Source organism: Mucilaginibacter sp. (assembly GCF_039925265.1).
GTDB lineage: Bacteria > Bacteroidota > Bacteroidia > Sphingobacteriales > Sphingobacteriaceae > Mucilaginibacter.
In genome coordinates this window covers 83,750-96,333 of record NZ_JBDSZG010000028.1, presented here as the reverse complement: position 1 = coordinate 96,333, position 12,584 = coordinate 83,750, and the positions used below count along the sequence as shown (strand labels likewise).

The 12,584-nt window shown below is 44.4% G+C and carries 13 protein-coding genes; 11 read left to right on the top strand and 2 right to left on the bottom strand.

Annotation, left to right across the window (positions count from 1 at the left end; translation table 11 throughout):
* Positions 1 to 1,379 precede the first annotated feature (1,379 nt).
* The 5 genes from bamD (at position 1,380) to ABIX36_RS13430 (ending at position 5,354) form a co-directional block, all read left to right on the top strand.
* Complete coding sequence (gene bamD, locus ABIX36_RS13450) at positions 1,380 to 2,309, top strand: outer membrane protein assembly factor BamD (RefSeq protein WP_348082678.1); 930 nt, start codon at positions 1,380 to 1,382, stop codon at positions 2,307 to 2,309.
* A gap of 26 nt (positions 2,310 to 2,335) precedes the next feature.
* A complete protein-coding gene (locus tag ABIX36_RS13445; RefSeq protein WP_348082677.1) occupies positions 2,336 to 2,671 on the top strand; it encodes a DNA-directed RNA polymerase subunit omega in 336 nt (111 codons plus the stop codon).
* A 117-nt stretch (positions 2,672 to 2,788) separates the two neighbouring features.
* Positions 2,789 to 3,991, top strand: a complete 1,203-nt coding sequence (gene coaBC, locus ABIX36_RS13440) for a bifunctional phosphopantothenoylcysteine decarboxylase/phosphopantothenate--cysteine ligase CoaBC (protein WP_348082676.1) — start codon at positions 2,789 to 2,791, stop codon at positions 3,989 to 3,991.
* Positions 3,988 to 4,881, top strand: coding sequence for a DUF4835 family protein (locus tag ABIX36_RS13435; RefSeq protein ID WP_348082675.1), 894 nt, complete (start codon positions 3,988 to 3,990; stop codon positions 4,879 to 4,881). Before coaBC ends, ABIX36_RS13435 begins: the two co-directional genes overlap by 4 nt.
* Positions 4,882 to 5,078: 197 nt before the next feature.
* Positions 5,079 to 5,354: a DUF4342 domain-containing protein gene (locus ABIX36_RS13430; protein WP_348082674.1), complete on the top strand. Its 276-nt coding sequence runs from the start codon at positions 5,079 to 5,081 to the stop codon at positions 5,352 to 5,354.
* 56 nt (positions 5,355 to 5,410) lie between these two features.
* Here the strand turns inward: ABIX36_RS13430 and ABIX36_RS13425 are convergent, their stop codons facing one another.
* On the bottom strand, positions 5,411 to 5,713 hold the full coding sequence (locus ABIX36_RS13425) for a hypothetical protein (RefSeq protein ID WP_348082673.1): 303 nt from the start codon (positions 5,711 to 5,713) through the stop codon (positions 5,411 to 5,413).
* A 289-nt stretch (positions 5,714 to 6,002) separates the two neighbouring features.
* Here ABIX36_RS13425 and recJ point away from each other — a divergent pair, with 289 nt between their 5' ends.
* From recJ to ABIX36_RS13395, 6 genes are all read left to right on the top strand, one after another.
* Positions 6,003 to 7,703 (top strand): single-stranded-DNA-specific exonuclease RecJ, encoded by a 1,701-nt coding sequence (gene recJ / locus ABIX36_RS13420; protein ID WP_348082672.1) that lies wholly within the window; start codon positions 6,003 to 6,005, stop codon positions 7,701 to 7,703.
* Between the two features lie 141 nt (positions 7,704 to 7,844).
* Positions 7,845 to 8,585 carry an LPS export ABC transporter ATP-binding protein gene (gene lptB, locus ABIX36_RS13415; protein WP_348082671.1) on the top strand — a complete coding sequence of 247 codons (741 nt, stop codon included), beginning with the start codon at positions 7,845 to 7,847 and terminating at the stop codon, positions 8,583 to 8,585.
* Positions 8,586 to 8,693: 108 nt separating this feature from the next.
* Positions 8,694 to 10,229 carry a GH3 auxin-responsive promoter family protein gene (locus ABIX36_RS13410; RefSeq protein ID WP_348082670.1) on the top strand — a complete coding sequence of 512 codons (1,536 nt, stop codon included), beginning with the start codon at positions 8,694 to 8,696 and terminating at the stop codon, positions 10,227 to 10,229.
* Positions 10,230 to 10,287: 58 nt separating this feature from the next.
* Complete coding sequence (locus ABIX36_RS13405; protein WP_348082669.1) at positions 10,288 to 10,677, top strand: hypothetical protein; 390 nt, start codon at positions 10,288 to 10,290, stop codon at positions 10,675 to 10,677.
* 16 nt (positions 10,678 to 10,693) lie between these two features.
* Positions 10,694 to 11,089, top strand: a complete 396-nt coding sequence (locus ABIX36_RS13400; RefSeq protein WP_348082668.1) for a hypothetical protein — start codon at positions 10,694 to 10,696, stop codon at positions 11,087 to 11,089.
* Between the two features lie 75 nt (positions 11,090 to 11,164).
* Positions 11,165 to 11,638: a DUF3291 domain-containing protein gene (locus ABIX36_RS13395; protein WP_348082667.1), complete on the top strand. Its 474-nt coding sequence runs from the start codon at positions 11,165 to 11,167 to the stop codon at positions 11,636 to 11,638.
* Position 11,639: 1 nt separating this feature from the next.
* On the opposite strand, the gene folP is transcribed toward ABIX36_RS13395, so the two are convergent.
* Positions 11,640 to 12,503 (bottom strand): dihydropteroate synthase, encoded by an 864-nt coding sequence (gene folP, locus ABIX36_RS13390; RefSeq protein WP_348082680.1) that lies wholly within the window; start codon positions 12,501 to 12,503, stop codon positions 11,640 to 11,642.
* Positions 12,504 to 12,584: the final 81 nt, after the last annotated feature.

The following is a 12,584-nucleotide window of genomic DNA, read 5'->3' as shown; positions in this document are numbered from 1 at the left end:
CCTCGTTTTGGGACTGCAAAGGTAGAAACCTTTTTGTTATTTGCAAACTTTATTTTTTTAATTCTTTAAGCTCGACTTCTTAACCTTTTCCCCGATTTTCGTTTCCGATTTGGCGGGCTGCAAAGGTAGTTACTTTCCTTTAATTTGCAAACTTTATTTTTTAATTATTTAAGCTTGCTTTTCAATGTACAATCGCAATTTCGTTTCCTCTTTTGCGGGCTGCAAAGGTATTAACCTTTGTTGAATTTGCAAACTTTATTTTTTAATTTTTAGCTGCTTATTTTTCAGAGAACAACCCGCTATTTCGTTTGCGGGCTGCAAAGGTACATAGCTTTTTTGCTTTTGCAAATGCTTTGCAAACTATTTGCATAGTGTATTTTTAACACGCTGTAGATGAGGAGGAAAAAATGAGGCATTAATGGGTAATAGATGATAGTTTATAGTAAAACGCGTGATTTAGGCCTGTTTTTAATATCTGATCATTAATTGTTGCTGAAGAATATATTTTCAATTAGTGCTACATCAACAGCGGATTGTGCTGATTTAGCCATCAACTAATGCCTATTAGGGAGGATTAGTACGTTTTACTGCAAAATTGAAATGGTTGCTTTCAGCCGAAGTTGAGCTGCTGAACCGGGATTTAAGAGATTTATGCGATTCATAGGATTTGATTTGCAAGAGATATGGACGTAACGATGGCCGTGCCTAACGAAGAACGGCCAGAACGAAACCCTGCGGCAGGGATTGCAGCGGATACAGGCCCAGCGCCTAAGGCCGTTTGCGCGTATGAGCGAAAAGCCCGGGCCAACGGCACCGCCAATACTATATCCAAACCCTGATTTAAGGGATTATTGGATGCTCCCAGATTTGATTAATTATTAGCAGAACTGAACCGCGAGTTTTGAGCTACCTATATATACTATATAATACCCAAAGCAAAACCGCGAACCCACTAACATATATATAGTATATACAACCTCAAAAACATCCGCCTATATATACTATATAATAAGCACTATCCAAATCCCCGGCTATTGCATTACATAACCGAGTAGGTTTATGCATAGATATACCATATCCCCTCTGCGCGACAGGCACGCACCTCCTATCATGAACCACGATCTATGAACCTTTAACTATAACCCCACTATGCCTATCAATTCCTCCCACCATGAACTATGATCTATGAACTACTAACTATAACCCCGTCCAATCTATCAACTTCCGTCCTACCATGAACCATTAACTTCCCCCTCCTTCCACAACGTTAAAAGATGTTAAATACACGCGTTATATATATAAGGTGCAAAAACGTCGTTATATATTCGTCCACTAAATAAATAATTGACTGATTTATAATATTCAACTATCTTTGCAAAATGTTTAAAAAACAACTACACATTATTTCGGGCGTATTGCTGCTATTAATTATTGCGCTCGGCAGTTGTAAAAGCAAGTACGAAAAGCTAAAAGCCAGTAACGATAACGCCAAGAAATACTCTGAAGCAGTAAAGTTTTATAATAAAAAGGATTACAGCAAGGCGCTTGGTTTATTTGAAGACCTGGTTACTATTTACCGCGGCCGCGCCGGTGCGGAAGATCTATATTACTACTACGCTTATACTAATTATAAGCTGAAGGATTATACATCGGCCCGTTACCACTTTAAAACCTTTGCAGATACGTACCCCACCAGCCCGCGTGCTGAGGAGTGCCGCTTTATTGCCGCTTACTGTTTTTACCTGGATTCACCCATCTACTCGCTGGATCAGGAGAACACTACAAAGGCTATTGAGAGCCTGCAGCTGTTTATTAACCTTTACCCTAAGAGCGACCGTGTTACCGAAGCGAGCAAGCTGATACAAAACCTGCGCGATAAATTGGAGCGTAAAGCTTACGAAAACGCTAAGTTGTATTTAACTATTGGCGATTACCAGGCCGCCGCTATTGCGTTTAACAACACCCTGCGCGATTACCCGGATACTAAATATGCAGAGGAACTTGAATTTTTAACTATAAAAGCACAGTACCAATACGCACAGGTGAGCAGTGAGCAACGCCAGGAAGAGCGTTTTGGCCTGGTGATAAGCTATGCTGACCAGTTTACGGAGAAATACGCCGGCAGCAAATACTTAAAAGAAGCTGCCGACTATAAAAAGGACAGCGAGCGCGGCATTGTTGAAGCTAAAAAGATTTTAGCGGAGATTGCCTACAACCCTGCTTTGGCGAAAAAGGTTGCTAAGAAAGATACGACAGCAACACAGCCACCCTCTATTAAGGATAGAGACAACCAGAAAATACCATATTAATACATAAAGCATTTTAATTAAAAGACATGAGCACCACTAACACAAATAAACCAACAGTAGCCAGCAGCACCGTAACACGTGACCTGCGTGAACTGGATGTGAAAACCGACAACATTTATGAGTCGCTTGTAATTATGTCAAAAAGGGCAAACCAGATATCAAACAACATAAAGGAAGAGTTACACCAAAAACTTTCTGAATTTGCATCGGCAAATGATAACCTGGAAGAAGTTTTTGAAAACCGCGAGCAAATTGAGATCTCTAAATACTACGAAAGATTACCTAAACCTACTTTGGTAGCTGTGCAGGAATTTTTAGAAGATAAGGTTTACTACCGTAACCCAAGCAAAGAACAGCAATAAACTGAAGCCCCCAGGGGGAGCTTTTGATTTGCTAAAATATTAAACTCCCTTAACGGGAGTTTTTTTGTTTATTTGAACTTTTAATTCGGCTCCCCCTTCAGGGGGCTGGGGGCTTTTATGGTGGAATCTAAAAAAATCATTCTGGGTGTTTGCGGTAGTATCGCAGCTTATAAAACTGCTACGCTGGTGCGCTTGCTGGTAAAAGCGGGCGCGCAGGTGCAGGTGGTGATGACACCGGATGCTGTCAACTTTATTACACCGCTTACCTTATCTACCCTATCTAAACACCCGGTTTATAGCGAATACTTTAAACCCGAAACCGGCGAATGGAACAACCACGTAGAACTTGGCCTTTGGGGCGATCTGATGATAATAGCACCTTCCAGCGCCAACACCATGGCCAAAATGGCGGGTGGATTGGTAGATAATCTGCTCACCGCGGTGTACCTCTCTGCAAAGTGCCCGGTTTACTTTGCCCCGGCAATGGACCTTGATATGTGGAAGCACGAAGCCACGCAAGATAACATCAGCAAAATACAATCCTTTGGGAACATCTTAATTCCTCCCGGAAGTGGCGAGCTGGCCAGCGGGCTGCACGGCGAAGGCCGTATGGCCGAACCGGAGGAGATAGTAGCTTTTGTGGAAGCGGATATTAAACAAAAACTCCCTTTGGTAAACCATAAGGTATTGGTAACAGCCGGGCCTACTTATGAGGCGATAGACCCGGTGAGGTTTATCGGCAATCACTCGTCGGGCAAAATGGGTTTTGCCATTGCAGACGAGCTTGCGGTTTTGGGTGCCGATGTTACCCTTATAGCAGGGCCAACCGCGCAAAAAAGCATCTATAGAAACGTAAAACGGATAGACGTTACCAGCGCCGCCGATATGCTGCGCGAATGCCTGGCCAATTTTGGCAAAGCCGATGGCTGCATTATGTGCGCTGCCGTGGCCGATTATACACCCGTTACCGTTGCAGACCAAAAGATAAAGAAGCAAGACGGCGGGTTAAACATCGAAATGAAAAAAACGACTGACATCCTAAAAACCCTCGGCCAGCAGAAGCGCGAGGGGCAGGTATTGGTTGGCTTTGCGCTGGAAACCAATAACGAAGAAGAATATGCTATCGCGAAGCTGAAAAACAAGAACCTGGATATGATCGTCCTTAATTCGCTGAACGATGCAGGTGCCGGTTTTAAAGGCGATACTAATAAAATAACCATGATTGATAAGGCGTTGAATAAAACCACCTTCGCGCTGAAAAATAAAAATGAGGTGGCAAAGGATATTTGTGCTAAATTTATCCAACTGCTAAAACCATGAAACGCTGCCTGCTCATCGCCACTTTGCTTTTTACCTACTGTTGCTATGCACAAGCGCAGGATCTGAATGCAAGGGTAAAAATATTGGCACCTAAAATACAGGTAAGTAACAAACGTATTTTCACCACGCTGGAAACCGCCATGAAGGATTTCCTGAACGGCCGTAAATGGGCTGCGGATGTTATTGCACCAAACGAACGCATCAACTGCAATTTTGTACTGAATATTACTAATTGGGATGGCGGCAGCAATTTCAGCTGCGAAATGCAGGTGCAGTCCTCGCGCCCTGTTTTTAACTCCAGCTACACTACCACCCTGCTCAATATTAACGACCGCGATGTAGATTTCACTTACACCGAAGGCCAAACCATCGACTACAGCGACCAAAATTTTCAAAACAACCTCAGTTCGGTAATGGCATTTTATGCCTATATTATTGTGGGGATGGATTACGACTCCTTCTCGCGTTATGGCGGTAGTCCGTATTTCGCTCAAGCGCAAACGGTGGTACAAAACGCCCAAACCGCGTCTTTTAAAGGATGGAAAGCTTTCGACAGTAACCTGAACCGTTACTGGCTATCAGAAAACTTAAACAATAAGTTGTACAACAACCTGCGCAGCTTTATATACGATTATCATCGCAACGGCTTGGATATGATGGCTGATAACGCCGTTAAGGCACGTAAAACCATCAGTACCATATTGCCACAGCTTACCCAGGTAGACCGTAAGCGCATTGGCTCGTACCTGCCGCTTGCCTTTTTTACAGCCAAGGATGATGAATTTGTTTCTATCTTCAGCAAAGCCGTCGGCCCCGAAAAAGCCCAGGCTATGAATACACTGTTACAGGCAGACCCATCTAACGGGAATAAGTACGAAACGCTGAAGTGAAGAAGAGTCAAGAAATAAGAATAAAGACAAGAAAAAAGTCCTTTGTACCATTTCCTGTCTTTATTCTTTTTTCTTTATCTTCCTCCTGTCTTGTATCTTGATTCTCTTCCCACTGTAACAATTGCCGCCCTCTGCTGTCCAATACTAAACAGCTTAAAAGCTTATTAAACATTTACATCACCAAACACCTAAATACCATGGCAACAAAAGAATCATTCTCTATTAACGGAGAAAGCATCGTTAAAAAAGTAAAGGAATTGATAAACGAAGGCAGCGTAACCAAAATCACCATCACCAATCACGATGGTAAAGAAATGATGAGTTTCCCGGTTACATATGGGTTGGTTGGCCTTTTAATGGCACCCGTGCTGGCAGCCGTTGGCGCAGCAGCGGCATTGTTAACCGAGTGCACCATCACCGTGGAGCGCAAAGGTGATACGCCGGAAGAAAAAGAAGAGATCACCAAATTTTAATTGGTATTGATAAACAGCGAGGTTTCCGCAATGTGAGCCTTACTGTTTATTTGAATTTATAACGCCACGCCTTCAATCAAAACGATCTTCTCTACCGATCGATCCTTCATTTCCATAAAAGCCAGTCGCTTCGGGTCGGTTTTGTAGCCTTCAAAATCGGCTTTGCTACCAAAGGTTACCAAATGAATTTCATAGGGCAAAGCATCAGTGCTTTCTACAAACGCCTTTGCTTCCGGCCTGATGCGATAAGCCAGCACACCGTTATGTTCCCGCAAAAGCGGTAATACTTTATCTTCAAACGCGTGGAATTCTTCCTCGCATCCGGGTTTTATAAATATGAGTTGGGTGTAGTAAATCATTGGGAATTGGTTAACAATTGGTGTCAACTAAAATAAGTAAGTTCTACATCAATATAAAACAAACAATGTCTTTTCAATGAGCGGGGACGCAACGAGCGGGCCGGCAAAGAGAAATCTTATGCAACACGCAAATCGATATGCAAAGTCCAGATGCAACTCGTATAAGATTTCTCCTCGCTATCGCTCTATCGAAATGACACGATGGATATTTGTTTTCCTGATTCCTGCATCTTGCCCTCTTGCTTCTCTTTTTCCTATCTTTACACCCTAAAAAATCTAACAAATATTTATGGCCAAACGGTGGGTGTTAAAAGATGCGGCAGACGAGAATATAGTGCAACAACTGGCGCAGGAGCTTAACATCAGCACGGTTTTGAGCAATCTGCTGGCTCAGCGGGGCGTAAATAATTTCGACGAGGCCAAATACTTCTTCCGCCCTACCGCTCTGCACCTGCACGATCCTTTCCTGATGCAGGATATGGAGAAGGCTATCACCCGCATAGATGCCGCTATCGCTGCAAACGAAAAGGTTTTAATTTATGGCGACTACGATGTGGATGGCACCACTTCTGTTGCACTGGTCTACAGTTTCTTTAAAAAGCACCACGCTAACATCGAATATTATATTCCCGACCGATACAAAGAAGGATATGGCATATCTACCGCAGGGATAGATTATGCAGCTACGAATGGCTTTAGCCTCATCATCGCGCTGGATTGCGGGATCAAGTCGGTTGATAAAATTGCCTATGCCAATACGTTGGGTGTAGATTTCATCATTTGCGATCACCATTTACCAGGCGACGAACTGCCTGCCGCCGTTGCCGTGCTTGATCCAAAACGCGCCGATTGTCAGTACCCTTATAAAGAACTTTCGGGCTGTGGCATTGGGCTAAAGCTGGCGCAGGCATATGCGGAGGTACATGACCTGCCCTTTGAAGAAGTAAGCAATTATTTCGATCTCGCTGCTATCAGTATTGCTTGCGATATTGTGCACATCAGCAGCGAAAACCGTGTAATTGCATATCTTGGCCTCCAAAAAATTAACGAAAATCCATGCATCGGCATAAAAATGCTGATGGAGGTTGCCGGTCGCAAAGGCCCCTACACCATTAGCGATGTGGTGTTTTTATTGGGCCCGCGCATTAATGCCGCCGGGCGGATACGTGATGCCAAAGATGCAGTTCGGCTTTTAATAGCCTGCCATGAGGATGAAGCAAAAGAACAAGGGTTGCTCATCAACGAACTTAACCAGGAACGCAAAGGGCACGACCAGCAGATCACCGACGAAGCCCTGAGCCTGATAGATAACGATGCCATCCTTATCAGCAAAAAGTCAACCGTAGTTTTTAACGAGAAATGGCATAAGGGTGTAATCGGCATCGTGGCATCGCGTTTAACAGAAAAATATTACCGCCCCACCGTGGTGCTTACACGCAGTAACGGGCATGTGGCAGGTTCGGCACGCTCTGTTTTGGGATACGACCTTTACGAAGCGCTTTGCGGTTGCAGCGATTTGCTGCTGCAATTTGGCGGACACAAATACGCGGCCGGGCTTACCATGCAGCCAGAACAAGTCTCCGCTTTTATTGCCCGGTTTGAAGAGGTAGTCAGCAGCACCATTACCGATGAGCAACTGATACAGCAGATTTTGATTGATGCCGAGATTGACTTGACCGATATCGAATCAAAATTCTTTCGGATATTAAACCAGTTTGCGCCTTTTGGGCCGGAGAACATGGCGCCGGTATTCCTGAGCAAAAATGTGTATGTTAGCGGCAATGCAGGCCTGGTTGGCGGCAATCACGTAAAAATGAGTGTGATGCAACCGGGTTCGGCCGCGTTTAGTTGCATTGCTTTTAACCATGCAGAATACCTGCCACAATTAAAGCCGGGCGTGCCCTTTGATATTTGCTACGCCATAGAAGAAAACGTATGGCGCGAACAGCGCACCATACAGTTGAATATAAAAGGGATAAGAATAAGTTAAAAGTCAAAATTAAAAAGTCAAAGCCATAACTATTTAATTTTGAAGAATATTAAGAACGATCAGAATAAAAAAGAGGAATGTGAGTTGTATTAGCAGTTTGCACACTTTTGAATTTTGACTTTTAAATTTTGAATTACAGGTATGATCCTTCGGGCAGAGAATTTAGTAAAAAAATATAAGCAGCGCAGCGTTGTTAACGATGTTACGTTCAATGTGTCGCAGGGCGAAATTGTGGGTTTGCTGGGGCCGAACGGTGCCGGGAAAACTACATCGTTCTACATGATAGTAGGGCTGATAAAACCCAACGAAGGCAAAATATTTTTGGACGATGAAGAGATAACCGGCGAACCCATGTATCGCCGTGCGCAAAAAGGCATTGGCTACCTGGCACAGGAGGCATCGGTTTTTCGGAAGCTATCGGTCGAGGATAATATTAAAGCCGTGCTGGAGATGGGTAAAATGCCAAAAGATCAGCAGCGCGATAAACTGGAGGAACTGATAGACGAGTTTAGCTTGCATAAAGTACGAAGAAACCGTGGCGACCTGCTAAGCGGCGGCGAGCGCCGCCGTACCGAAATTGCGCGCGCCCTGGCAGCCGAACCCAATTTTATTTTATTGGATGAACCATTTGCAGGCGTAGATCCTATTGCCGTAGAAGAAATTCAAGCCATGGTGGCCAAACTAAGACATCGCAATATCGGCATATTAATTACCGACCATAACGTACAGGAAACCCTTTCCATTACCGACCGAGCCTATTTACTTTTCGAGGGGAAACTGCTGGAATCGGGCGTGCCCGAGGTATTAGCCGCCAACGAAATGGTGCGTAAAGTTTACCTCGGCGCGAATTTTGTATTGAAAAGAAAAACCTTTGCTCCGTAAATAATATATTTGATTAGTTCATAGGTTATAGATCATGGTTCATAACAGGCCTATGATCTATGAACCGATAACTATGAACTATCATCTATGAACCATTAACCCCCTCTTATGGCCATTATAAATTCTGTATTTACCTGGTTCATGAAAAAGCGTATCCACCAGATAGAGCTTTTTATGAAATACCCAAATGAAGTACAGGAAGAGTGGTTTGAGCAATTGGTTGCCGGTGCCGAAAATACCGAGTGGGGCAAAAAGCACCATTACAAAAGCATCGAAAGCCTGGCTGATTTTAAACGCCAGGTACCCATCCAAAACTACGATACGCTAAAACCATACATCGAGCGGATGCTGAAGGGCGAGCAAAATGTATTATGGCCGTCAGAGATCCGCTGGTTTGCCAAATCATCGGGTACCACCAGCGACCGCAGCAAATTTATTCCTGTAAGCGAAGAATCCTTAGAGGAATGCCATTTTAAAGGCGGTAAGGATATGCTTACTATCTACTTTAACAATCGCCCCAACGCCCGCATATTTACCGGCAAAAGTTTAACCCTCGGCGGCAGCCACCAAATTGGTCAGCTTAATGCAGATACGTCCTTTGGTGACTTGTCTGCAGTGATCATGAAAAACCTGCCGCTTTGGGCAGAGTTTTACCGTACCCCCCACCTGGATATAGCCCTTCTGGATAATTTCGAAGAAAAAATAGAGAAAATGGCGCATGCCACCAAGGATGTGAACGTAACGAGCATTAGTGGTGTGCCCACCTGGAACATCCTGCTGTTTAAGCGCATCCTGGAGATCACAGGCAAAAAAAACCTGCTGGAAGTTTGGCCTAATTTGGAACTATACTTCCACGGTGCGGTAAACTTTACCCCCTACCGAGAACAGTTTAAAAAACTGATCCCGAACGAGGAGATGTACTATCTGGAAACTTACAACGCTTCAGAAGGTTTCTTCGGCATACAGGATCTGGAGGAACCAGGCGATATGCTGCTGATGCTGGACTATGGCATCTTTTACGAATTCCTCCCGCTGGAACAGTTACACCATGAAGATCCACAAACCCTTACGTTGGATGAGGTGGAACTCGATAAAAACTACGCGCTCATCATCAGCACAAACGCCGGCCTATGGCGGTACCTCATAGGCGATACCATCAAATTCACCTCGCTGGTGCCTTACCGCATCTGCATTACTGGCCGTACCAAGCATTTTATAAACGCTTTTGGCGAGGAGATCATCATCGATAATGCCGAACGTGCCCTGGCAGAAGCCTGCGCCCAAACCGGAGCTATCATCCGCGATTATACCGCCGCCCCCGTTTACTTTAACGGCGACCAATGCGGTGCCCACGAATGGCTGATAGAATTTGAAAAAAAACCCTCCGAGTTTGAGCGTTTTGTAGACCTACTTGATCTCACTCTTCGCCGCGTAAACTCTGATTACGACGCCAAACGTTTTAAAGATATGGCCCTTCGCCGCCCTATCGTACGCAAAGTAGCCGAAGGCACTTTCTTCAACTGGATGAAGGCCAAAGGTAAAATTGGCGGCCAGCATAAGGTACCGCGCTTGGCCAACAACCGCGAGTACGTAGATTCCATACTGAAGATGCTGGATGGTGTTGTGGTATCGGCTAAGAATTAAATACCCTTCTTGTAGCGTTTAGTCACCGCCTGTCGTAATAGTAATAAACAAGTTAACTATGAAGAAGGCTCTACTACTGATAGCTACCGTATGCTTTCTCTCTGCCTGCACTAAAACCGATATGCCAGAGGGAAGTATATTTGGCAAATACGAGTTGCGCGCCACCTATGGCGGCTTTAGTTATCATTACGATAAATTCCCCCCGGGCAACGGCAGTATCTTCCAGTTTAAAAGCGATAGTACCTACAACCGGTACGCCGGCGACGCGATTCCGGCAAGCGGTAAATACCATATAAAAATAACCGGTATCGAAGGAGGTGCCCGATACGGCACCATCGCTTTCAATACGTCCGATTACCCGGAAGCATTCCGCATAAAGGGCGACACTATAACCATTGGTACAACCGCAACCGATGGTATTGCATCAGATTATGTTAAACTAAAATAAATTATAAAAAACTAACATGAAAAAAGCCTTATTACTTGTAGCCATAGTTATTGGCCTCGCATCCTGCAAAAAAGAAAAAAACGCACAGGTTACCCCTGGCCTGTTTGGCAGATGGGAATTAGCATATGTACATGGCGGCCTTGCTCCAGCAAGGGCCATTACCAACAGCGGCAACATGTACCAGTTTAACAGCGATAGTACGTACGTAAAATACCTGGAGAATAAGGTTACCGCCAGTGGTAAGTTCAACATTAAGATAACCGAAACAAGAGATACATTGAAATTTGGCAGAATAACTTTTACCAATCCCGACTATAGCGATGCCTGGACAGAAACGCCGCAGTCTATCATTATAGGGACATCTATAGCGGATGGCCCGTCATATCAATACTTTAAAGTGCGTTCAAAATAAGTTGCCCATACTTATGTGAGGCCTTGCATTATTTAGTCGCTATTAAATATCTTTGAGCCAAATCCTTTAGTCGCAATGCAATACAAACTGGCACAAATCAATATCGCTAAAATGCTTGCTCCTATAGACAGCCCCGTTATGGCAGAATTTGTGGCAAACCTTGACGGTATTAATACCCTTGCCGAAGGCTCGGAAGGGTTTGTATGGAGGTTAAAAGACGAAGAAAACAACGCTACCGCCATCCGCGTTTTTGATGATGATTTTATTATCGTAAACATGTCGGTATGGGAAAACGCGGAGTTTTTGCATCGCTTTGTCTATGGATCGATGCACGTAGAGATATTTAAGCAGCGCAAAAAATGGTTTGAGCAAATGAAGGATATGCACATGGCCATGTGGTATATTCCGGCAGGTTACACCCTAACTGCTTCTGATGGGGTAGAAAGATTAAGCTATTTGCGTGCTAACGGCGAAACACCTTATGCCTTTACCTACCGCAGCAAGTTTACGGCAGAAGATGCCGTAGAATATAAAAATATGGCGCTGTAATCTAAACAGCGTTTTCACAAGCTTCCCAAATTTTCACCGCCTCTACTGCTTCCCTCACGTCGTGCACACGTAAGATGCCCGCTCCTTTGGTAAGCGCGATGGTGTTTAAAACCGTGGTGCCGTTCAGGGCTTCCTCGGCAGTGTGGCCTAATAAACCGTAGATCATCCGCTTGCGCGAGACACCGGCCAATACCGGTAGTTGCAGAAGATTAAACTCCTGCATACGGCTCATTAAGGCATAACCTTGTTCTGCTGTTTTGGCAAAGCCGAAGCCGGGGTCGATGATGATATCATGTACGCCTAATTTCTTCAGTTGGTATATTCGCCTCACAAAATAATCAAACACCTCGGCAAAAATATCTTCGTACTGCGCCTGCTGTACCATATTTTGTGGCGTACCTTTCATATGCATTAAAATATAAGGCACCTGCAAGCGGGCAACGGTGGCAAACATTTCGGCATCCAAACTACCGCCCGAAATATCATTGATAATATGCGCCCCCGCTTTTATGGCGGCCTCGGCAACGCTTGCGCGAAAAGTATCTATGGATATAATAGCTTCAGGGACGTTTTTCACAATGGCTTCAACCGCAGGTAACAAGCGCCCGGTCTCTTCATCAACAGAAATATCCAAAGCACCCGGGCGCGAGGAGTAAGCGCCAAGATCCAGGAAGGTAGCGCCGTCAGTGAGCATTTTTTCGGCTTGCTGTATTACCGATGCAGTATCCGTTTTACGGCTTCCAGCGTAAAAAGAATCGGGCGTGATATTGATTATGCCCATCACTTTAGGGGATGACAGGTCTATCAATTTACCGCCAGCATTCAGGGTTACTTTTTTCTGAAAAAATGTATCTTTAGCCACCATTTGGTTAGAAACGTTGTAAGTGTTATAAAGGTTAAAATTCACCAACTTTTACAACATCTACAACCTTTACAACAACTATAA